The organism is Paenibacillus sp. UNC217MF (assembly GCF_000686865.1).
In the GTDB taxonomy this organism is placed as follows: Bacteria; Bacillota; Bacilli; order Paenibacillales; family Paenibacillaceae; genus Paenibacillus_B; species Paenibacillus_B suaedae.
This window is the reverse complement of record NZ_JMLT01000008.1, coordinates 234,018-256,913: the sequence shown is the minus strand read 5'-3', so window position 1 is coordinate 256,913 and position 22,896 is coordinate 234,018. Positions and strand designations below refer to the sequence as shown.

Annotated in this window: 18 protein-coding genes, 1 pseudogene and 1 riboswitch; of the genes and pseudogenes, 14 read left to right on the top strand and 5 right to left on the bottom strand. The window is 46.3% G+C overall.

Translation table 11 applies throughout. The features are described from left to right. Positions 1-92: 92 nt before the first annotated feature. The 10 genes and pseudogenes from BP95_RS0104670 (at position 93) to BP95_RS0104620 (ending at position 12,012) form a co-directional block, all read left to right on the top strand. The gene (locus tag BP95_RS0104670; protein WP_028531521.1) at positions 93-4,463 is read left to right on the top strand and encodes a beta-ketoacyl synthase N-terminal-like domain-containing protein; all 4,371 of its coding nucleotides are present in this window, start codon (positions 93-95) and stop codon (positions 4,461-4,463) included. Positions 4,464-4,481: 18 nt separating this feature from the next. After that, the gene (locus tag BP95_RS0104665) at positions 4,482-4,736 is read left to right on the top strand and encodes an acyl carrier protein (RefSeq protein ID WP_028531520.1); all 255 of its coding nucleotides are present in this window, start codon (positions 4,482-4,484) and stop codon (positions 4,734-4,736) included. Continuing rightward, complete coding sequence (locus tag BP95_RS0104660; protein WP_231515038.1) at positions 4,733-5,908, top strand: acyl-CoA dehydrogenase family protein; 1,176 nt, start codon at positions 4,733-4,735, stop codon at positions 5,906-5,908. Before BP95_RS0104665 ends, BP95_RS0104660 begins: the two co-directional genes overlap by 4 nt. After that, complete coding sequence (locus BP95_RS0104655; protein ID WP_021255061.1) at positions 5,905-6,855, top strand: ACP S-malonyltransferase; 951 nt, start codon at positions 5,905-5,907, stop codon at positions 6,853-6,855. The genes BP95_RS0104660 and BP95_RS0104655 overlap by 4 nt, the downstream gene beginning before the upstream one ends. A gap of 123 nt (positions 6,856-6,978) precedes the next feature. After that, on the top strand, positions 6,979-8,307 hold the full coding sequence (locus BP95_RS0104650; protein ID WP_028531518.1) for an aspartate aminotransferase family protein: 1,329 nt from the start codon (positions 6,979-6,981) through the stop codon (positions 8,305-8,307). A gap of 241 nt (positions 8,308-8,548) precedes the next feature. Further along, positions 8,549-8,833, top strand: a pseudogene (locus BP95_RS29540) (3-hydroxyacyl-CoA dehydrogenase family protein); the annotation flags it as partial. Positions 8,834-8,865: 32 nt separating this feature from the next. Further along, positions 8,866-9,933, top strand: coding sequence for an HAD-IIIC family phosphatase (locus tag BP95_RS0104640; RefSeq protein WP_021255058.1), 1,068 nt, complete (start codon positions 8,866-8,868; stop codon positions 9,931-9,933). Next, positions 9,917-10,165, top strand: coding sequence for an acyl carrier protein (locus BP95_RS0104635; protein ID WP_021255057.1), 249 nt, complete (start codon positions 9,917-9,919; stop codon positions 10,163-10,165). Before BP95_RS0104640 ends, BP95_RS0104635 begins: the two co-directional genes overlap by 17 nt. Before the next feature lie 43 nt (positions 10,166-10,208). Next, positions 10,209-11,045, top strand: coding sequence for a hypothetical protein (locus tag BP95_RS33495; RefSeq protein ID WP_021255056.1), 837 nt, complete (start codon positions 10,209-10,211; stop codon positions 11,043-11,045). 268 nt (positions 11,046-11,313) lie between these two features. Continuing rightward, the gene (locus BP95_RS0104620) at positions 11,314-12,012 is read left to right on the top strand and encodes a 4'-phosphopantetheinyl transferase family protein (protein ID WP_021255055.1); all 699 of its coding nucleotides are present in this window, start codon (positions 11,314-11,316) and stop codon (positions 12,010-12,012) included. A 79-nt stretch (positions 12,013-12,091) separates the two neighbouring features. Here the strand turns inward: BP95_RS0104620 and BP95_RS0104615 are convergent, their stop codons facing one another. Then, positions 12,092-13,108, bottom strand: coding sequence for a PocR ligand-binding domain-containing protein (locus BP95_RS0104615; RefSeq protein ID WP_021255054.1), 1,017 nt, complete (start codon positions 13,106-13,108; stop codon positions 12,092-12,094). Positions 13,109-13,307: 199 nt separating this feature from the next. Between BP95_RS0104615 and BP95_RS0104610 the strand changes: the two genes are divergently transcribed. From BP95_RS0104610 to BP95_RS0104600, 3 genes are all read left to right on the top strand, one after another. Then, positions 13,308-14,441, top strand: coding sequence for a glycerol dehydrogenase (locus BP95_RS0104610; protein ID WP_021255053.1), 1,134 nt, complete (start codon positions 13,308-13,310; stop codon positions 14,439-14,441). Between the two features lie 3 nt (positions 14,442-14,444). Next, the gene (dhaK, locus tag BP95_RS32225; protein WP_021255052.1) at positions 14,445-16,205 is read left to right on the top strand and encodes a dihydroxyacetone kinase subunit DhaK; all 1,761 of its coding nucleotides are present in this window, start codon (positions 14,445-14,447) and stop codon (positions 16,203-16,205) included. 171 nt (positions 16,206-16,376) lie between these two features. Further along, positions 16,377-16,506, top strand: a riboswitch (cyclic di-AMP (ydaO/yuaA leader). 6 nt (positions 16,507-16,512) lie between these two features. Beyond that, positions 16,513-17,355 (top strand): CAP domain-containing protein, encoded by an 843-nt coding sequence (locus BP95_RS0104600; protein ID WP_021255051.1) that lies wholly within the window; start codon positions 16,513-16,515, stop codon positions 17,353-17,355. Positions 17,356-17,475: 120 nt separating this feature from the next. Here BP95_RS0104600 and BP95_RS0104595 read toward each other — a convergent pair whose 3' ends face one another. From BP95_RS0104595 to BP95_RS0104580, 4 genes are all read right to left on the bottom strand, one after another. Continuing rightward, complete coding sequence (locus tag BP95_RS0104595; RefSeq protein WP_028531515.1) at positions 17,476-18,309, bottom strand: DUF2785 domain-containing protein; 834 nt, start codon at positions 18,307-18,309, stop codon at positions 17,476-17,478. A 230-nt stretch (positions 18,310-18,539) separates the two neighbouring features. Next, positions 18,540-19,943 carry a nucleoside recognition domain-containing protein gene (locus BP95_RS0104590; protein WP_021255049.1) on the bottom strand — a complete coding sequence of 468 codons (1,404 nt, stop codon included), beginning with the start codon at positions 19,941-19,943 and terminating at the stop codon, positions 18,540-18,542. After that, positions 19,921-20,655: a FeoB small GTPase domain-containing protein gene (locus tag BP95_RS0104585; protein ID WP_028531514.1), complete on the bottom strand. Its 735-nt coding sequence runs from the start codon at positions 20,653-20,655 to the stop codon at positions 19,921-19,923. The genes BP95_RS0104590 and BP95_RS0104585 overlap by 23 nt, the downstream gene beginning before the upstream one ends. Next, positions 20,652-20,906 (bottom strand): FeoA family protein, encoded by a 255-nt coding sequence (locus BP95_RS0104580; RefSeq protein WP_021255047.1) that lies wholly within the window; start codon positions 20,904-20,906, stop codon positions 20,652-20,654. Before BP95_RS0104580 ends, BP95_RS0104585 begins: the two co-directional genes overlap by 4 nt. A gap of 542 nt (positions 20,907-21,448) precedes the next feature. Between BP95_RS0104580 and BP95_RS0104575 the strand changes: the two genes are divergently transcribed. Further along, complete coding sequence (locus tag BP95_RS0104575; RefSeq protein WP_269321432.1) at positions 21,449-22,642, top strand: NAD(P)H-dependent flavin oxidoreductase; 1,194 nt, start codon at positions 21,449-21,451, stop codon at positions 22,640-22,642. Positions 22,643-22,896 lie beyond the last annotated feature (254 nt).

The window sequence follows — 22,896 nt, the reverse complement described above, 5'->3', positions numbered from 1 at the left end:
CGGCAACTCTTCTTGGTGATGGCTTGCTGAATGCTGTACATCCTGTTCAGCAAGCCACTACTTCTTGCGTCATCCATATAAGGAGGTTCAACATGTCTAAGAAGGCAATTCTACATGGCAAATCTCTTACACTCCCAGCAGGTTATAACACTTTAGCCGAAATGATTCAGTATGTCGCAAATCAATATCCGCAGAAGGGCCTCACCTTCGTAGACGCTTCTGGAAATGAGGAATTTCTCCGTTATCCGGAACTCGTGAAGAATGCCCGGCAATACTTGAGCATGCTGTACCGAAAAGGGATACGGCCAGGCGAAGTAATCATTTTGGAAATTGATCAGTCTAAAGATTTCTACTGTACATTCTGGGCATGTATTTTGGGCGGCATAGTTGCAGCCCCGGTCAGTCAGCCTACCTCATGGAAGCCGCTGTCTGCCGGATTGCTTAAGCTGACGAGAATTTGGGAGGTGCTCCAAAAGCCAATCATTATTATGGAGGAGCACAATCGCAAGTATTATGAATCGCTTCAACAGAGTTCCTACTATGAGGAAATCTGCTTTTTCTCCACGCAGGAACTGGAAACCGAAGGCGTAGGGGAGCCATATGATGCACAGCCGGATGAGCTAGCGTTTCTCCAATTTTCTTCGGGCAGTACAGGTATTCCGAAGGGAGTGAAGCTGAGCAGCCGCAACATTTTGATTAATGCGCTCGCCATGGCAGAACGATTCGAGACGAAAGAGTCGGATACCGTATTTACGTGGCTGCCGCATACGCATGATATGGGTCTGTTCGTTCAGCATATTACTCCTATTGTGAGCGGAAGCAATATTGTCATTTTCTCACCGTATACGTTTGTCCGATCACCCTACCTGTTCTTGCGCAAAATGTCTGAGCATCGGGCTACCTGGTTCGGTTCAACAAACTTCGGATTTGATTGGATGGTACAGAAGGTTGCGGACGAGAAGCTTGCCTCACTTGATTTGTCTTCTTTGCGGTTTGCACTGAATGGAGCTGAGCCCATATCAATCCATGTGGTAAACAGCTTTGCTAAGAAATTTGAACCATGTGGGTACAAGCCTGAAATGATGCTGCCTGCTTACGGCATGGCAGAAGCAACAGTTGGCGTCAGCATTTGGCGAATGGATGAAGTTCCGAAGGTAGAATACATATCCCGATCTAAATTGATACATGCACAGCTTGCTGTTCCTGTTCACGAAACCGATGAACGAGATCGCCTTCCATTCGTTCATGAGGGAACTCCACTCCCTGAGATCAGTATCCGAATTGCGGATGAGCACGGGAGTACAGTTGACGAGTATGTTGTAGGAGAAATTCAGATTCAAGGTGGTTCCGTCACCTCCGGTTATTACAATCGTGACGACTTAACCGAGAGTTTGTTCGTTGACGGATGGCTGCATACCGGCGATTTAGGCTTCATAGCGGAAGGCTCGCTTGTGGTAAGCGGGAGAATGAAGGACATTATTTTCATCCGCGGGCAAAATTACTTCGCTCATGATTTGGAGGAAGTGTTGTATGAGCAAGGTGCGATTCCGCGCGGCAACATCGCGTTCGTAGGTTTGTTTAACGGCGCTGCACAGCAGGAAGAACTGCTTGCCTTCGTGAAGCACAAATCGGGTGTAGAGAAGCTGCTCGATCTTCGCCACCAAATCATCACTCATATGCGAGAATCTCTCGGCATTGAGGTTACTCACGTCATTCCGGTTCGTACGATTCCGAAGACAACGAGCGGCAAACTCCAACGCTTCGAGCTGCGCAAGAACTATGAAGCTGGGGAGTATGACGAGGCGCTTCAAGAAATTCATGCGGGATTAGAACAGCGTCATATTCAGGAGCGGGTGATTCACTCTCCTCAAAATGAACTTGAATCCTTCCTTCGCCGGAGCTGGGCAGAAGTACTGGGCATCCAGGAAACACGTATATCTACAGATGATTCTTTCCTGGCATTGGGCGGAAGCTCGATTCAACGTTTTCAGTTCTTAGACCGCATCGAGAAGCACTTTGGCATAGAAATTGGATTTGAGCTATTTGTCATCTGTAAGACCATTAAGCAAATGGCAGATTATTTGCAAACGATGCCTCAAGCACGTGAGATTCCTGCATCGGCATGGGATGCTGACAACAAATTAGACTTACATAATGCTGTTGCCATTACTGGAATTGCGCTGCGTGTGCCGGGCGCAAGTACGCCTCAGCAATACTGGGAGAATCTATGCGCGAAGAAAGACAGCATTGCCAAGGTAAGTGAGAAACGCAGGCAATTGGCGGGAAAACCAGAGTGGGATGACTGGCTTGGTGAAATTGCGAATATCGACTGTTTTGACAATGACTTTTTCGAGATTTCCGATGAGGAAGCTGCATTCATGGATCCGCAGCAGCGGCTGATGCTGGAGATTGCCTATGAGGCACTTGAAGATGCCGGTGCGCTGCCGGGGCTGGATGAGAAACGCAACATCGGTGTATATACCGGCATTAACATCAATACGTACTACCAGCTTGTTATGAATTATATGGACAAGCATGGCGTTGATCGTATCCATCCAAATACGATGGTAGGGAATATGCACAATATGGTATCGGCTCTGATTGCACATAAGCTCAACTTTACAGGGCCGGCGCTTGTAATCGATACGGCATGTTCATCCTTCCTAGTGGCGCTTCATCAAGCAGTTGCAGCGATTAGACAGAACAGCATATCAGGAGCGATTGTAGGCGCCGCTAATCTATTGGCTACGCCAATCGTCCATCAATTGTCGCGAAAGGCGGGAATTGTCTCCTCGACTCGTTGTACAAAGACGTTCGATATTGAAGCTGATGGTTCCGTGTTAGGCGAAGGGGTAGTAGTAGTGTACTTGGAGCCTCTTACCCAAGCAGTTCAGGACAACAAGCAGATATATGGCATTATCCGCGGGAGCGCCGTCAATAACGATGGATATTCGCTTGGCATCATGGCGCCAAATCCGGGCGGGCAATATCAAGTTCTGTCCGAAGCGTACATTGATGCGAATCTGTCACCGGGTGAAGTCGGCTATGTGGAAGCACACGGTTCAGGCACGAGAATCGGCGATCCGATTGAGGTGAACGCGCTAACCAAGCTCTTTACGGAAGGAAAGAGACGAACTGATGGCAAGATTGGATTGGGCTCTGTAAAGACCAATATCGGACATTTGCTGCCTGCTGCAGGCGGGGCCGGACTTGTGAAAGTGCTGTTGTCTCTCTATCACAAAAAGCTGGTTCCAAGTCTGCATATGGGCACACGCAATCCAGCTCTTGAAATGGAGAAATCACCGTTCTTCATTGTACAGGATGTTGAAGAATGGTCAGTTGATGAGAATAACACCCGTAAGGCAGGGATAAGCTCGTTCGGATTAGGGGGAACGAATGTGCATGTGGTGCTCGAAGAATGGAATGGGGGAGAGGCACTCTCCACTGCGAGCGAAGCTACCAAGGCAGCCGTGACATCCAAGACATCCGAAACGTCCGAAATGTCCGAAGCATCTGAGGTGACTGCAGCATCCGCAGCAACCACAAGATCCGCGGTTCGTCCGCGTAAACATTTGCTCACCCTGTCAGCTAAATCTGAGCAAGCACTGGAGCGGGTTATTCGTCAGACACAGGAATTTCTGGAACTCAACCCATCCATAAATATCAATCATCTATGCTTTACACGGAATCGTTATCGCAAGCATTACAGCTATCGAGCTGCTTGCATCCTTTCCAATTCATTGAAGGCAGAGGTATTACAAACGGCAAATAGAGGTCGTTTCTTAAAAAACCGCGCCGCAAAAGTAGCGTTAGTTATCGGTGATATTGCGAGCCAACCGCTGGCGGATAATCTCTTAACTCAAGATGCTGCCTTTGAACAATTCACAATCGACCATTTGGATGTACTCGAATGTGGTGCGAGCCAATATGGGGTTTCTGAGCCGGAAATGAAGGAGCGCGTACAGTTAACGGTATTCTTTTATTGGTACTCGCTTGTACAGCGAATCCTCCAAAGCGGAGTTTCGATAATCGAAATAAGAGGGCTCGGTTCTGGCCAGATCCTTGCTGATCTGCTGCAAGAACGAATGGATATCAAAACAGCCTTAGACACATTCATGAGCGAATCGAAGAGCATTCGTGAAGAAGGCGAGGATAAGAAGTGCCGTTCTCATGAGGATGCGGGTCTGCTGCAATCGAGAGCGGATATCCTGCTCGGCGTGTGCATGACTAAGGAAGAAGCAGACAAGGTGCTGTCGCATAAGCAGAACAGCAAAGCTGAGCACATTCTGATCGAGTCGAGCGCCTCTGATTCGCTTGAAGATACAGTGCTTCATACTGTGGGGCAACTGTACGTATCAGGTGCTGATATAGACTGGTCGTCATTGCATCCCGACGGATCTGGCATGCTCGTTCCTTTGCCTGCATATCCCTTCGAGCAGACTTCCCATTGGATTCGAGAATAGTAGAGAGGAGAAGTGAAGATGAACAAGGAAGAAATCGTGGGCTTTATGAAAGCAGAAATTGCAACGATTCTTAATGAGGAACCAGAAGAGATTGATGAGGATATGAACTTCATGAAGATCGGCGTGTCCTCCGTTCAAGCTCTCAAAATTGTGAACCGACTCCGCAGAAAACTGGAAATCAATATTAATCCGGTGGCATTGTTTGAATTCAAGACAATTTCGGAATTCGCTGGGCATTTGAGTGAATGCGTAGAAGAAAAGGTGTCGCTATGAAGAACATTCAAGAAATGGAACCAACACAGGCGAATTCACAGGCAGCGATTGTGGAAGAGGCTCGTACATTTGTTGACAAAGAAGTGCGTCCACTTGTGCGAAAAATGGAAGATGAGGGTACAATGCCGCGTGAGCTGATTGACAAAATGGCGCAGAAAGGCTATCTGGCGGCATCTTTACCTGTCTCCTATGGCGGGCTTGGCCTCGATCCGATCCATTATGGCATGTTTACAGAAGCGTTCGGGAAGGCTTCTGTAGCAGCGCGCAGCTTGATAACCGTTCATACCTCACTAGTGTCAGAGACATTGCTTCGCTTCGGGACGAAGGAGCAGAAAGAAACCTGGCTGCCACGGCTGGCACGAGGAGAACAGATTGCATGCTTCGGATTAACCGAACCAGACGTTGGGTCAGATGCCAAGAATATTAAGACATCATGGCATGAGGAAGACGATTATTACGTGATTAATGGTGTGAAAAAGTGGATTACGTTTGGAGATATCGCGGATGTATTCTTTATTGTTGCAGCGAATCAGGGGAAGAGCTCCGTATTTCTCGTGGAGAGAGCTTATGAGGGTGTTGAAACAAAAGCAATTGAAGGACTAATGGCATCACGTTCAACCCATCTGGCTGAGATTCATCTGCGAGATGTTAAGGTGCCGAAATCACATGTAATAGGGAAGCTTAACTTCGGCTTCGAATATGTGGTCTCGACGGCACTGGATAACGGCCGATACAGCATCGCGTGGGCTGGTGTTGGCATTGCGCAAGAAGGCGTGGATGCAATGGTGTCCTATTCCCGAACCCGCTCGCAGTTCGATCAGAAGCTGAGCAGCTTCCAACTAATTCGCGGGATGATCGCAGATGCGGTAACGAAGGTACACGCTGCAAGAGCGTTATGTTTGCGAGCAGGAGAAATGCGGCTTGCGAAGGAAGACGAGGCTACGATTGAAACGACAATTGCAAAGTATTTTGCATCCAAGGTAGCGGTGGAGGTCGCAAGCGATGCTCTGCAAGTACATGGGGCCAACGGCTTCAGTAATCAATATCCGGTAGAGAGGTTGTACCGGGAAGCGAAGGTGTTGGAGATTATCGAGGGATCCTCCCAGATGCAGCAAGAAATGATTTCGTATTACGGTCTACGGCATTATTTCAAGCGAGGTTACTCGATATGAAGCTTGCCGCAGCATTTCCTGGACAAGGCAGTCAATACAGCGGGATGTGCCGATCATTGATGGAGGAGTTCCCGATCGTGCAGGAGGTATTTGAAGAGGCGAGTGATGTATTGAACTTGGATTTACAAGACCTTCTGTTGAATGGAAGCTTGGAAGAGCTGTCACTTTCCGAAATTGCACAGCCCACTGTCGTGACCGCAAGTTATGCACTGTATCGAGTGTGGGAGAAACAGATCGGACTTGTACCATTCGGAGCTGTAGGGCATAGTCTTGGAGAGCTTTCGGCGCTCATTGCGGCAGGAGCCTTACCCTTCTCGGACGGTGTCCGTTTGGCAAGAGAAAGAGGAAGACTGATGCATCGCGCGCTGCAAGAGAAGAAGGGGAGAGCGGGAATCGTTGTAGATATAGATGTAGACACGCTTACAGATATCATCGAGAGCGTTCGTTCACATGATTATGTCACAATTTCCGGTTACAATTCTCCCAGTCAGTTCATCATTGCAGGGCATCAGACGGCACTTCTGAAGGTAGAGGATGATGTGGTCGAGGCGGGGGGAGAATTTATTCCATTCCGCATGATGCCTATGAAGGCAGATGCGCCCTACCATAGTGCATTAATGGACTATTTGAAGCCTGAATTCGAAGCTTGTTTGCAGCGCGTGTCATTCAGCCCTACCAAATTCAATGTATGGTCGACAGTGACAGGTAAACCTATCGGGCCCGCAGACAACTTAGCGTCGATTCTTGCCCATCAGTTGGTTACACCGGTGTATTGGAATCAAGTGCTCGAAGCGCTGCATGAAGCAGGAGCTGGCTTATTTGTGGATATTGGACCGAATCAAATCACCCGTAATTTGATTCGGGAAAATACGAGGCTTCCTCAATCTTTATCATTTGATGATCAGGCGGATCGGGAACAACTGTCTCAACTACTTATTCACGCTTGACCGGATATTGATATCGTATTGCAGCGATCCTATCTGATACAAGATGCCAAGAAGGAATCTACTGGATGATGGGTGTTGGTAGCTTCGTTGGATAGTAGAGTCAATAAAGGAGGGATAGCGCAATTGATTACGCGACAGAACACAATGGAGCTTTACAACCGGAGAGTGAAAGAACTGCTGCCCGGAGGCGTGCATTATAATTTCCATCTTCCGTGGGAGGAAACCCCAATTCACTTCGTCAAAGCCGAAGGCAGTCGGGTATGGGATATGAACGGCAACGAGTATCTTGATCTATATGCTAGATTCGGTGCGCTGATCGTTGGCCATGGGAATCGAGAATACAATGAGAGCCTGAAGGAGACAATCGATCGGGTTCTCTCGGTTAGCCACTGTGATATGGATGCAGAAGCTCTTGAGTTGATTGCGAAGTATATCCCTTCGGCTGAGATGATCCGTTTTGGCTTGTCAGGTACGGAAATCGTACAGAATGCATTACGGCTAGCTAGGGCATGGACAGGCAAAAACCGCTTCGTCCGATTTGAAGGCCATTATCATGGCAATGCAGACAACATTATGGGTGGGAGAGCGCCGCGCAGCGGGGAGCCAATCCCTTCCGATTTCAGAGGAGACCTCAAAGGAACAGCAGGCCGCGCAGCGAACTCGCTTGAGAGCCAATCCTACTTGCTGCCATGGAATGATGAAGCGGCACTAGAAGAACTGCTGCGGAAGAAAGGACATGAAATTGCTGCTGTCATCACGGAGCCGGTATGCGTGAATGGGGGAAGCGTCATGCCCGCACAGGGTTATCTGAAGAAAATGCGGGCATTATGTGATGAATATGAGGTTGTACTTATTTTCGATGAGATAATAACCGGACTTCGTATGGGATTAGGCGGCGCTCAGGAGCAATTCGATGTACGTCCTGACCTGACAACACTTGGCAAGGCAATTGCGGGAGGCGGCGTACCTGTATCTGCACTAGTTGGCAAGAAGGAGATTATGCAGCTTCTGGTCGACAAAAAAGTAATTCATGCTGGAACTTTCAACGGGTACCCGCTTGGAACGGCAGCTGTCAAAACAACACTGGAAATATTGAGTCGCAATCAAGGACTGGCAATGACGGAAATGAATGAAAAGATGTGTGAGATGCAGCAGATTATCCAGCAGGAAGCGGATGCTATAGGGCTTCCACTCGTCATTCAAGGTCCGCCAGCATGTTCAGCCTATCATTGCTGCTCTTCGGTACTAACAAGTCCTTCGGACTATGATTTTGAGATTATGTCGATGGACATTATTTTGAACCATAATCTTTCGAAGAATGGCATACTCGTTTCGACGATGTCGAGACTGTATCCGAACATATCCCTGACAGCAGAGGATGTGGAATGGTTCCGGACCAAGGTAGGCAAGGCTTTAGCGGAAACGAAGGAAACATACGAAGAAATCTACTAATCATTTGCTCTTCTTGTATTGGTCTAGCTCCGGCTAGCAGATTGTAAGCGCGGTATTAGTGAGCACATGAAGTGTCTGCATAGCATGATAGAGGAGGGATGGGATACTCTTAAAGGATATTTCATCTGATGTACTGTACCGGGCGAAGCATGTAATCAAACAAGAGAATCGAGCTGCCGGCATGATTCGCAACGAATATTTGTCCTTTGATCTCAACACAATCTATCAACGAATTATTGACGACTTGCCTGGATTCGTCTCGAATCGCTTATCCCATCTGTTCATGAATGAAGCGGCCTATCTCGTACAGGATGGAATAGCGACGGCGAAGCAAGTGAATCAAATTATGAAGCAAGGCTTCCATCATAAGATGGGGCCGCTGGAAACGGCTGATTTAATAGGCTTGGATACGGTTGTTCATTCGCTAGAGGTCCTGTATGACAGCTATCAAGATCCCAAGTATAGATGCTGCCCATTGTTGAAGAAGATGGTTGATGCAGGCCTGTGGGGACGCAAAAGTGGATGAGGGTTCTATGACTATTCCGATGGAGGATACGTATGAGCGAAAAAAAAGAGTATAAATGCGTCGTGTGGGATTTGGACAATACACTATGGGATGGGGTACTGGTGGAGTCATCCAGCGTCCAACTTAAGGAGGGCATTCGGGAGATTATCCAGACACTTGATAGCCGCGGAATTCTTCAATCGATTGCCAGCAAGAACGACTATGACTTGGCCATGTCCAAGCTGAAAGAGTTCGGATTGGATGATTACTTCCTGTATCCTGAAATTCATTGGAACGCCAAATCATATTCACTCGCAGAAATTCAGAAAAATATCAATATCGGTATGGACACGATTCTGTTTGTTGACGATCAACCCTTCGAATTGGAAGAAGTACAGAACGTCCATGAGAGTGTTCACTGCATCAATGCGGATCAATATCTCACCCTGTTATCACATCCATCACTGAATCCTCGTTTCATAACAGTTGATTCTGCACGAAGACGCAAATTGTATCAGGCTGATTATCAGCGGAAGCTGGCAGAAAGTGAATATCAAGGGCCCTCGGAGGCGTTTCTTGCAACGCTGTCTATGAAGTTTACGATCTATCCCGCACAGGAAGAGGATTTGCAGCGAGCTGAGGAACTGACGGTTCGAACGAATCAATTGAATGCTACGGGAAGAACGTTCAGCTATGAAGAATTGGACGAGTTGCGGCAATCTCCGCACCATCGGCTGTTAGTCTGCCAATTAGAAGACAAGTATGGAGATTACGGTAAGATTGGGCTAGCCTTAATCCATACCCAAGAAACTCATTGGAAGCTGGAGATGCTGCTCATGTCCTGTCGAGTCGTATCGCGAGGCGTAGGGACGGTGCTGCTCAGTTACATTTTACAAGAGGCTCGCAAACAGAACACCCCGCTGCTGGCCGATTTTCGCGAAACAGGACGCAACAGGATGATGTATGTCAGTTATCGCTTTGCAGGATTTCGTGAGAAATCATCGGATGGGCAGGGCAACTATGTGTTGGAACATGATTTAGACAATATTCAAGACTTCCCACCTTATATTGAAGTCCAATTGCCAAATGTTGAAGGAGGATACTATGAACTATCAAAATGAAATCAGAAACTTCATTCATCAAAATTTGTCCATTAGCGAAGATAACATTGAATTCTCGGATGACGACAATTTCTTCAAATTGGGTTTCGTCAACTCGCTGTTCGCGATGAAGCTTGTGAATTTTGTCGAGCAGAGGTTCGGAATCGAAGTCGAAAATGAGGATATGGATTTGAAAAATTTCAGCACGGTCAATAACCTACTGGCTTTGATCCATAAGAAAGTGAATGTGTAAGTAAGATCCAGCACCAAACTAATACGATAGGGAGGTTGAAAAGATGAGCAATCATAACAAATATCTGTATTTGTATTTGGCCATCTCGTTTGGCGCTTGTTGGGGGATTGGGCTTGCCTATATGCTGTTTGGGGACATTCTGGTTCCGATTACAGGACCTCTGACGCTTATGCATCCGCTGACCATCATTGCGCTGTACTCGCCATCGTTCGCTGGATTGATTGCGTATTATGCAATGGGCGGTTCAAAGGCAGTGAAGGGCGTGTTCTCCAAACTGATTCCTAGAAAACAAGACTTGTTCTGGTTCCCTGTATTGTTAGTAGTCGTCATTTTGTTCGTAGCGACAATGCACTATGGCTCAAAGCTCTTCGGTATTCCTCTTCCGCAAATGACATACAGCATTTCTGACATGTTCCTAATTGGACTGTGGAATCTGATTGAGGAGACAGGGCTTATCGGTGGAATCTTTGGCTGGATTGGCTTTTTGCTTCCTTTTCTTCAGGGCAAATTCAAAAACAATGTTACCAGTTCTCTGCTCACTGGACTCATATTCGGACTTTGGGTGCTGCCAGGCTACGTGATCTCTTCCTATGAAACTAGCACCTCCTATTTTCTCTACGTTATTCAGCTTATGTTCTTCATATGGTTCCAAAGCTACGTGTTCAATGCAACAAGAGGCACTCTGCTGTTCTATCTCTTCACGTTCTGGCTGACTGCAACAGGAAGCCGGCTTCAGTTCTATTACTTCAATGCGCAAGTACAGATTTTGCAAGTCAGCTTCTTCTTAATCGCTGCAATCATTATGCACTTCATCTATAACAAGCAGAAAGAAAAGAACAACTATGAATTGCAAAAGTCTCCCCAATTCATTCAAGCATAACGGTCTATTCATCGTTTCCTAATAATCAAGGATGCTCATTCGTCTTCCAACATGAAGGTATTTACAGCATGTTGACTAATGGGCATCTTTTGCTTGGAGCATGTGCTATTCATGCTTGACTCATGCTCGACGGTAATCTTGTTGGCGAATACCAATTGGGCAAATATAATAGAGACAAGGATGACATAAAAGCGCGGGAAGAGCATCTGGCTAGCTGGTTATTGAAGATGGGCTTCTAAATGTCGTTCAATAGGTCGGTCAAAAGGTGATGAACATAACGAAAATCGCAGCATTTCACTTACCGGAACACATTTCGTCTGCGGAGTATGATGATTTCATGAGCAAGGTTGCACCGCAGCGAAGAGATCGAGTTAGCAAATTTAAGTTTGTTGAAGATGCATATCGCTCTCTGTTTGGAGAAGCTTTGGTCAGAGCAGTGTTGTGTAAGGATTACGGATATACGAATGCAGACATACATTTTGAACACAATGAGTACGGCAAGCCACGTGTCGCAGGAGACAGCGACTTTTCCTTCAACATTTCGCATTCAGGCTGCTGGGTGATGATGATATGGGGGCAAGGAGTGCTTGGCATTGATGTGGAGCAAATAAAGCCGATTGACTTGTCGATTGCGCGCCGTTTTTTCTCGATGGAAGAAACGGATGCTCTAATGCAAAAAGCCGACGGGGAGAAGTTAGACTACTTCTATACACTTTGGACATTGAAAGAAAGCTATATCAAAGCAGCCGGAAAGGGCTTATCTATTCCGCTGGATTCCTTCTCCATCGTTGACAATGGGGCAGGGACATTCGAATTGAAGCCGGATAAGGAATCGGTACGCTTCTATACGTTCGAGCTGGAACATGGTTATAAAGCGGCAGCCTGTACAGAAGGACATGAGCAGCATGAACGATCGCCCTCTATCTCATATGTAACGATGGATGATTTGCAGCAGTGGATTCGATGAGTAATTGGAAGAGAGGAAGGGTTGAAAAGCCGTCCCCAAGTTCGCAGGAGAACGTGGAGTGACGGCTTTTTGTTATGGTTTATCGTTTATAGATTTGGCGATAGCGAGCAGGTGTAAGTTGCTCAAATTTCTTAAATGACTTAATGAAGTAGCTCGGTTCACTGAAGCCAAGCTCATTGCTAATTTCCGAAATAGACAGATCGGTAGTCTCCAAGATTTGTTTGGCCCACTCGATTTTGAGATGCGGAATGAACACCGAGAAGTTTTCTCCTGTTTCTTTCGTAAAAATACGACTGAAGTAGCTGGGACTGACATGGCAGAGTGCAGCCATATCCGTCAGCTTTATGTTCTCGCTCTTGTGTGTATAAATATAATCGAATGCAGGCTGAAGCATCGAGTTGGAGGCAAGCATTTGCTGATTTTTCATCTTGCTAATTTGATTGTCGATCAGCGTGTTATCCAGTTCTGCCTTGAATGTTTGAATGCTGCGATAGCTATGGTCTGCTAAAAACTCGGAGGCAGTCTTCTCACTATGAAGCGCCTGCCGATACATTTCAATGGTTGTATTTTTGGAAATGGCTTCCTCTACAATATAATTACATAGATGATAGAGCATTTCAGAAATGGTGACAACCTCATCATAAGACAGTTCCGGCAAGGAGCTGTATTCCGGCTCGAGATTCTTGAACTTCCGATTCGCATCCGCATTAGCAGGTCGGGTAACAATTTGTTCGAGCTCCATCGGATTGTCACGCAGCTTGACTTGTCCGGCCATCACTGCTCCCATGTATTGATTATTCACGATAATCGGAATAGCAATATCGACAATATTGAAGTGGCACAAATAGATATACGGCTTATTCAGCCTAACAGCCTCCAGACCGCCGCGTGCATCGCACTTCTGGCAGTATTGCGACAACGATTCATCTTGCCGTATGGCCTGGCAGAAGCTTTGGCAATGACTATGCGCTGTTACTGGGATGCCCTTATAGTCAGTCGTAATCACGGCCATCTTCGTCACTAAGGATAGCGAGTCTTGCAGCTGCTGCCATTTTTCCATATCGATGATGCTCTCTAAGCTAAAACGGGAACTCACGATGACTCATTCTCCTTTTGTTTGCATGGCTAAATTATAGCATAATTTTCTGGTTGGATGACAAGATAATACCATTCGGCGTACAAATGATAAGAAAATCCGATAAGATAGCGCTTTATTTCGCAATAATAGTTCAATGATCTAGTTCATTGACGGTTCTATAATAAACATATAAATAGCACAGAGGAGGCATTTAATCATGAGAAAAGCGTTTATCAGCCCAGCCAAATATGTACAAGGTGAAGATGAACTGTATAACTTGGGTTATTTCATTCGAACATTCGGAGATTCTGCTCTTCTGATCGCTCATCCAGATGATGTGCAGCGTGTAAAGCATAAGCTTGAACATACAATGAATAAATACAAAGTTACGTTAGTTGAGAGCGGTTTCACTGGAGAATGCTCTCGTCAAGAAGTAAAACGATTACAACAGCTTGCTATTGAGCATAATTGCTCATGTACAATTGGACTTGGCGGTGGCAAAGCGATTGATACAGCCAAATGTGTGGCAGAAGGGGAAGCGCTCATTATCGTTCCAACTATTGCAGCAACTGATGCGCCAACTAGCCATTCCGCGGTCATGTACACGCCTGAAGGGGAATTTGACGATTATGCTTATTTCAAGCAAAGTCCTAGTGTGGTCATGATTGATACGACTGTCATTGCGAATGCGCCAACGCGCTTCCTCGTAGCAGGCATGGGAGATGCGCTCTCCACTTACTTCGAAGCACGTGCAACAGCAAGCTCTTATTCGAATGTAAATGCAGGACTGCCTTGTGGTGCAATGGGAGGAGTAGCACCTGCCAAAGGTACGAAAGCAGCACTCGCACTTGCGAAGTTGTGCTACGAAACATTGCTTGAAGACGGTGCGAAGGCGAAGATGGCTTGCGATGCGAACTTGGTAACGCCTGCACTAGAGAACATTGTGGAAACGAATATTCTGTTGTCTGGATTAGGGTTTGAGAGCGGCGGATTGGCGGCAGCTCATGCCATCCACAATGGATTAACTTCACTTGAAGGCACTCACTCTTATATGCATGGCGAGAAGGTAGCCTTTACAACATTGGTGCAGCTTGTCCTTGAGAATGCAAGCGCAGCAGAAATGAACGAGGTATTGGAATTCTGCGTAAGCATTGGTCTTCCGGTATGCTTGGCTGATCTCGGTGTAACAAGTGTTACGAACGAGGAATTACAGGCAGTAGCACAGAAGGCGTGCATCCCTGAAGAATCTATCCACTCCATGCCGTTCCCAGTCACAGAAGAGATGGTCGTATCGGCGATTCGAGTGGCTGATATGATGGGTCAACAATTCAAAGACCAGAAGGACGTGTAAGGAATGAAAAAAATATTGAATCAACCGGAAACATTGGTTCGGGAAATGTGTAACGGTATGGTGCTTGCACATCCGGAACTGGAGTTCATCAGCAAATACAAGATTGTCAAGAAAAAAATCGTGAATGAGAACAAGGTTACGTTGATCAGTGGCGGAGGAAGCGGTCATGAACCAGCTCACGCTGGATTTGTTGGACAAGGCATGCTCGATGTAGCTGTATGCGGTGATGTATTTGCATCCCCCTCACAAATTCAAATTTATCAAGCGTTAAAGGCCTCTGCAAGCAAGAAGGGAACGCTGCTCATAATTAAGAACTACAGTGGCGACATTATGAACTTCAAAAATGCGTCGCATCTGGCCAAAGAAGACGGAATTCAGGTCGATTATGTCAAAGTGGACGACGATATAGCTGTAGAGGACAGTCTATACACGGTTGGCCGCAGAGGTGTTGCAGGCACAGTGCTCGTTCATAAAATTGCAGGTGCGGCCGCTGAAGAGGGCTTGGAGCTTGCAGAAGTGAAGGCGATTGCTCAGCACGCGATCGACAACACAAGAAGTATTGGATTCGCGCTTACCTCATGCACAGTTCCAGCAAAAGGAACACCAACGTTCCAGTTGAATGACGATGAGATCGAGTACGGCGTAGGAATTCATGGGGAGCCTGGCATTCGTCGAGAGAAGATCGCTTCTGCTAACGAACTGGCGAAGAAAATGGTTGCGGATTTGTTCCGTGACATGAAGATTACAGCAGGCTCTAAGCAGGAGCTAGCCGTGTTGATTAACGGATTTGGCGGATCTCCGCTGCAAGAATTGTACTTGCTGGCGAACGCTGTAGTTCGGGAGATTCATGCACAACAAATTACTCTTGTCAAAGTATTCGTAGGCAACTACATGACAAGTATCGATATGGCTGGCGCGTCGGTGTCGATTATCCGCTTGGATGAACAGCTTAAGCATTATCTTGAAGCAAGCTGCAATACGCCAGCGCTGCAGGTGAGTGGTTCATTTGAACCAATCCATCCTGAGGAGATGTCCGAAGCAGGAACTGCGAGCAACGAGGTATCCTTCACAGTAGAGACGGACGAGGCCTTCTCGAAGGTCGAACATAATGTGTTCACGGTTAATAACCTGATCTATCTAACAGACAAGATGAGCGAAATCATCATTGAAAATGAGGTTCCATTCTGCGAGTTGGATTCACATGCAGGTGATGGCGACTTCGGTATGAGTGTGGCGAAGGGCTTCAAGCAATTGAAGAGAGAATGGCATGACATCATTGAACATCATTCAGACAACATGGGCAGCTTCCTCCATGCTTGCTCGTTAGTTATTATGGAGCATTGCGGCGGCGCTTCCGGCCCAATCTGGGGTTCAGCATTCCGTGCTGCCAGCAAGTTCGCGGGCGAACGCGTAGAATTGACCGTTTCTGAATTTGCACAAATGATGCAAGCAGTTGTTAAAGGCATTCAAGACACGGGCGAGCGCTCATTCGGAAGAGGAGCTGTAGTTGGGGATAAGACACTTGTCGATGCGTTGGCTCCATTTGCAGATGCGTGGGTACAGAGTGCGTCTGAGGGCGATGACGTGAAGACTGCTTCTGTGAAAGCGGCAGAGGCTGCTGTTCAAGGTGCAAAGTATACAGAGACAATAGTAGCTCGTATGGGAAGAGCGGGTACGGTTGGCGAACGGAGTCTTGGCTATCCTGATGCTGGTGCCTATGCGCTTGGCGTGATTTTCACAGCGTTGTCCCAAGTGATCAAGTAAGAAGCGAGCGGATTAGGATTAGATCAATTTCCGACCAAATGGAATACTAGAAAAGTAGAACCGGAGTGCAGTCTAGCATACTCCGGTTCTTTTCGTTTGGAAGATATTATAATTAATTACAATATATTTGAAATGATCTCCTGTATTATCCGTGTTAGGATCGGAAACGTACCACAAAACAAGCCGAAGCTCATCAGAGCGCGGGGGAACCGATTCATTGGGGTGAAGTCGTATAGCGACAGGGGAGTCCACTTTAACCCGAACCCGACAGCTAACCTCGCAGGCTGCAAAGGGAGAGATGTACAGGATGAAGAAGACATTTAAGAAAGTTGTAATTACAAGTGCGATTGCATTGGCACCGGTTATGGCGGTGAACTCTGCTATGGCAGCACCCGTTAGCCCAGTGCAACAGCCGAATCCAATGATGAACTCGAATTGTTCAAACCTGGGTATGAATATGGACTTTGATAAAGTATTCCAAGATAACTCGGAATTGAAGCAAATCTTGTCCAAATGGATGGAAGCCATTCAAAAAGAGATTGGGAATAAGCCAATCGTTCCGCCTCCCGTTCAAAAGCCAGAGGTGGACAAGCCGGAAGTAAATAAACCAGAAGTTGAAAAGCCAGAAGCAAACAAACCTGAGGTAGAGAAGCCAGAAATCGAGAAACCTGAAGTTGAAAAGCCTGAGGTTAACAAACCAGAAGTAAACAAGCCAGAAGCTGAAAAACCGGTAACACCTGGTGACAATAAACCAACTGCGCCGCAAGACAACAACAATGCGAACAGTGACTTCGCTAGCCAAGTTATCGATTTGGTGAACCAAGAACGTGCTAATGCTGGTTTGCAGCCATTGAAATCCGATGCACAATTGAACAAAGTTGCGATGATCAAGGCGAAAGACATGAACGATAACAACTACTTTGACCATCAATCTCCAACACTTGGCTCCCCATTTGATCTGATGAGAGCACAAGGTGTCAATTTCAATACTGCTGGCGAGAACATTGCCAAAGGCCAACGTAATCCGCAAGAAGTAATGAACGCATGGATGAACAGCGATGGACACCGTAAGAACATCCTGAACTCCAGCTTCACCTCCATCGGTGTTGCATACTACAATGGCGTGTGGGTACAATCATTTACAGGCTAACGAGTTAAGTATGTAGATATCACATCAAGAACCTGCAGGTAAGTGCAGGTTCTTTTTTTTGTATTTAATCAGGCGCTCTACAAGAGAATAACGAGGAAATTAACAGAAATGAAGTTGATCTTATATGTCTCTGTTGAAGACCGGATTCAGTTTCTTTTCAATGTTATACCAATTGTGCCATTCTGTTGTTGGATCGATGAATTCTCTCATTGCTGCACGCAACCATACAGATCGAGCAAAATTTTTAACATTTATGCGTCTACAGCGATAAATCACTTTGTCTTCATTGGGCAGCTCAGCCTGCATAAGCCACGCGCAATAGGACGTGAACGACAACTTATTAAGCTCAAGCATTGACACGACGGCTGTCGCCATGCGTTCATCTTCCTCTGTTCGCAAGATATGATTCGCATGAAGAAGCATGTGCTCAATGGCACTGAGAAGCTTCTTGCATTCCTCTGGGCCAATGTGTGGACTGCGTACACAAGCAGCCATGACATCTGCGATGTGAGCTGGAGAATGAGCCCATCCTTTAACTTCTACATAATCGCGATAATCGTTCTCCTGCATGCAATAATCAACAACTCGCTTCGCAATGTGTTCATATAAAGGCTTGCTTATATAAGGCTGTTGTTCATCACGCTTCAGAAGCAGTGCGAGTAAGAGGGCGGAGAATGTACGTTGGAAGACCGAATCGTTCTCAGCAGTCCCAATTCCTTTGAAAAGCATTTGGTCTGATAACGTCTGATGAAGAAGCTCTGTTAGTTGTCCAGCGGTCAGGATTTTTTGTGTAATAAGCCATTCATACAATATCCCATATGCAAGATCATCCCTCAATTCAGGATCTGTAGAGCCAAGTAGGCTGACTACTTGTTGTACGGCTTCATATTGTTCGATTTCTGTTGGTGGTTTATATTGATGCTCCACGATCGAGTGCAGCTGCTGCTTGTCCATGAAATGAATCCCCCCCATTAAAGGTTTGTTTAGGTATTTGTATTCGCTAATGAATAATCATAAAAAGAATGAGATGATCATTTTAACATGATAGGAAAGAAATGTATATGTAGACGAATGGTAGTGACGAACGAAATCATGGTTTCTAGCAATACGGTATAGTTAGCAAGTAAGGAGGGAATGAATAAGAAACCCCCTGAACATAATCGTTAAGGGGGCGGGCGATAAATTTATACCCAGCCGAAGGCTCTTGCGAGCTGAGCCGTGGCGAAGGTGACAGCTATAGCAATTCCGAGTGGGATAACGGCAGACAATACTGTCCATTTTGCACTCTTCGTTTCTTTATAAATGTTGAATAGTGTCGTTCCGCAAGGGTAGTGGAGCAAGGAGAACAGCATCATATTCAATGCAGTCAACCATGTCCATCCATGCTGCAGGAAGATTTCCTTGATGTTCTCCATTCCATCTGCATCAACCATTGCCCCAGAGGACAAGTAGCCCATTAGCAAGATAGGAAGGACAACCTCGTTCGCAGGCAAGCCGAGCAGGAATGCCATAACGATGAATCCATCTAAGCCAATAGCGTGAGCGAATGGGTCGAAGAATGAAGCCATATGATTCAATATGCTGTCGCCACCGACAAATACGTTGCCAAGAATCCAAGTCAGAACGCCGGCTGGTGCCGCAATAACGACAGCGCGAGTCAATACGTTAAGCGATTTATCACGCGATGACAATAAAATCGTCTTCCAGACTTGCGGTCTGCGGTACGGTGGAAGTTCAAGCGTATAATGTGTGGGCACACCGCGCAGTGCTGTTTTGGACATGACCCAAGATACGGTCAAGGTGACAACAATCCCAATCATAACCATACCCATCACGATAGCTGCCGTTACGATCGTCTGCATCCCGCTTGCTACACCTGCTGCCATGAACAGAGATGACAACAGAATCAGGGTTGGCCATCTGCCGTTACATGGTACGAAGTTATTCGTTAATATCGCAAGCATGCGTTCTCGTGGCGATTCGATAATCCGTGTAGACAAGATCGCTGCTGCATTGCATCCGAAGCCCATTGACATCGTCAAGGCTTGTTTTCCGTGTCCGCCGGACTTTTTGAATAGACGATCCATGTTGAATGCAACTCGAGGCAGATACCCGAAATTCTCAAGTAACGCGAAAATAGGGAAGAAAATAGCCATTGGCGGCAGCATGACACTGATTACCCATGATGTACCGCGATATAAGCCGAGTACAAGAATGCCATGCAGCCAAGCAGGAGCATTCATCGCTTCAAATGCAGTGTTTAAGTACCCTTCAATCACTTCGAAGAAGGAAAATATCATTTCCGACGGAACATTCGCTCCAGCAATCGTCAACCAAAATACAACACCCAAGATGGCGAGCATGATCGGAAAGCCCCAGATCGGAGAGGTTAGAATCTTGTCTAACCGGTATGTGCTTTTTAATTTCTTCTTGTCTTCATAGACAACGGCTGCACTGCATATATCACGCGTCGTACGATAAATATCCGTTACAATTCCGTCCCGAATTGCTTCTCCGCTTGCAAGAGTGCGTGCTCTGGACAATAAGGAGTCCAATGATTCTGAATTAGTGGCAAGCGGTGTGGCCATACGAAACAACTCCCTTCACGGTATCTGCGACCGGCGAGTTCCATCTGGATCTCATCGAATTGATCAAGCTCTCATCACCGTCAAGCAGACGAAGTGCAATCCATCTTGTTGGAAATGTTGTGCCAAGCTTCTCCAGAATGATCGGTTCTAGTGCTGCGATTTTCTCTTCTATATCCTCGCTATATTGCACGAGCAGCGGGGCAGGTACAATCTTGCCGGAAGCTACGCCCCTAATTTTCTCCATCATTTGATCAATCCCTGTACGGTGTCGTGCAGAGATCGCAACTGCGGGTACACCAAGCTTCTTCTCGATCGCATTAATGTCGATCTTGACACCGAGCCGCTTCGCCTCATCCATCAAGTTAATGCAGACAACAACGCGGTTGGTCATTTCCATCACTTGCAGTGCCAAGTTCAAATTCCGCTCCAGTGATGTCGCGTCCAGCACGACGAGTGTCACATCGGGTTTCTCAAAAATAATATAATCCCGAGCGGCTTCCTCGTCGGCGGAATTGGAATAGAGCGAATACGTACCTGGCAGGTCGACCATTTTATAGGAAGTACCTTCATGATTGAAGTGGCCTTCTGCTGTTAGGACGGTTTTTCCCGCCCAGTTTCCCGTATGCTGTCGCATTCCTGTAAGGGAATTGAACAAGGTACTTTTACCGGTATTTGGATTGCCGGCTAAGGCAACCGTATATTGTTCTGTCATTGATCATCACTCCCAACTATTTCGCCATACATGAGTGTGCTTTCTTCCTTGCGAAGCGCTATCGTTGTATTATTGACTCGAAATGCGATCGGATCGCCGAGCGGGCTGCGCTGCAGCACTTCGATCACATTGCCTGGAACAAAGCCGAGATCAAGTAATCTTCTCCGTAGTACTCCTTGAACTTCGATTCGATTCAACCGTACATGCTGGCCTGTGCCAGCACTGTATAGCGTTACGACATTTGAATGCATTTGATTCACTCTCCTGATTTCACCATGTCCTAAAAAGTTTGCCCAGTGCAAGATTTGTCCCAAAAAAAAGCGGGATTTTTCCGTTCATGCTACTTCATTAGTATAGGTCAACTATGTTTGTTGAGCAACAAAAACTTTCCCCGATGCAAAAATATTTATATTTATCATATGCGTGAAGGGTGGAAACGTTGCCATCTTCTCCGTGAAAATTATCATTCTAGTTGGATTGATCATTATCGCATTCTAAATATCGTGGATTCGCTTCTCGACAGTGATGATGGTAAACGGATTACGCTTATCCCACCAGCAATTCTAAACCCTGCTATGATTCATAGACATTGTACGCACGATGACACTGATGGGAAACACATTATGTCAATGCATCAATTATGCACGGAGTCAGAACAAGTGAAAATGGTCATTATACAGGAAATTCCATCTCTTTCGTCGAAGGATAACAGTGTGGGACAAGGCTTCTCTTAAATGTGCGAAATTAGCATGATCGATTTTCGAATCCTTGGTGCAGAAGGGAAGATTGAATCGTGAGTGATAGATTGAATAAGTCTAATACGATAATCCATCGAATTGGCATCCAATACCCGATTATTCAAGCAGGGATGGCAGGGGGAGCAACCACACCTGAACTTGTAGCGGCTGTATCGAGCGCTGGAGGGCTCGGGACGCTGGGAGCGGGATACATGCAGCCTGAACAGATGAGAAAAGCAATTCGGGCAATTAAGCAGCTTACGAGCAAGCCCTTTGCAGTAAATCTATTCATACCAGAACCAGCCGGGATTGATCAGCACATATCGGATGCAGTGATGGAAGATTTGCAGAATATCGATAGACAACTGAATGAGCAAGGTCAAGAAATCAGCGAGGATAGAAGTAAAGATAGAAGTAAAGATAGAAGCAAAGATGGAAGCAAAGATAGAAGCAAAGATGGAAGCAAAGATAGAAGCAAAGAGACATACTGCTTTGATGAGTCAGCTTATCGGCTAACTTTTCATAACCAGATTCAAGTCATTCTTGAAGAGAACGTTCCGGTTCTCAGCTTTACATTCGGAATTCTCGATGAGAACTATATTCGTCAATTGAGAGAAGCTGGCATCCTCTTAATAGGAACAGCAACACATGTTGCCGAGGCGATAGAGCTTGAAGCTGCAGGTATCGATATGATCGTGGCTCAAGGCAGTGAGGCAGGCGGGCATCGCGGAACATTTGCAGGAGACCCCTATTCAGCTCTAATCGGCACATTGGCGTTAGTTCCTCTTATTGCTGATCAGGTATCGGTTCCCGTCATTGCTGCCGGTGGTATAATGGATGGACGCGGGATAGCGGCGGTCATGGCACTTGGAGCACAAGCAGCACAGTTAGGGAGTGCTTTCCTGCTGTGCAAGGAGAGCGGGGCACATCCCGCTTATCAAGCGACCATTCGCGCATCTGGCGAATGCAGTACGGTCATTACGAGGACAATCTCAGGCAAGCCTGCAAGAGGAATACGGAATGATCTCATTCGCAGGCTGGAGACTTATCACGATTCCATACCTGCTTATCCAATTATGAATGAACTTACGAGAGGCGTTAGACAGTCGGCTGCTCGAACCAATAATCCTCAATACATGTCATTATGGGTAGGGCAAGCAGCACGAATGGGGGAAGTTCAAGGGGCACATGACAAGATTGAGCAGTTGATCAAGCAATGGAGAGATGTAGTGAAGACGTTGCAAATGTAAAATTGAAAGCGACCGATGGTGATACAATGATGATTAAACAATGACGAACGATGATGAAACGATGTCAAATCAATGATTCAGCAACGACTAGACAACGAATAAATCACGATAAATTGATGACGAAATGTTGATGAATCGTTAATGAAAATGATGGAAGAAAATAATCTGAAAAATTAGCGAAAATGAGCCAGATTAAGCTATGTAGGCGATAGTTTAAGGAATTGGCAAATAGCTGCACAATGTTTCGTTAATGC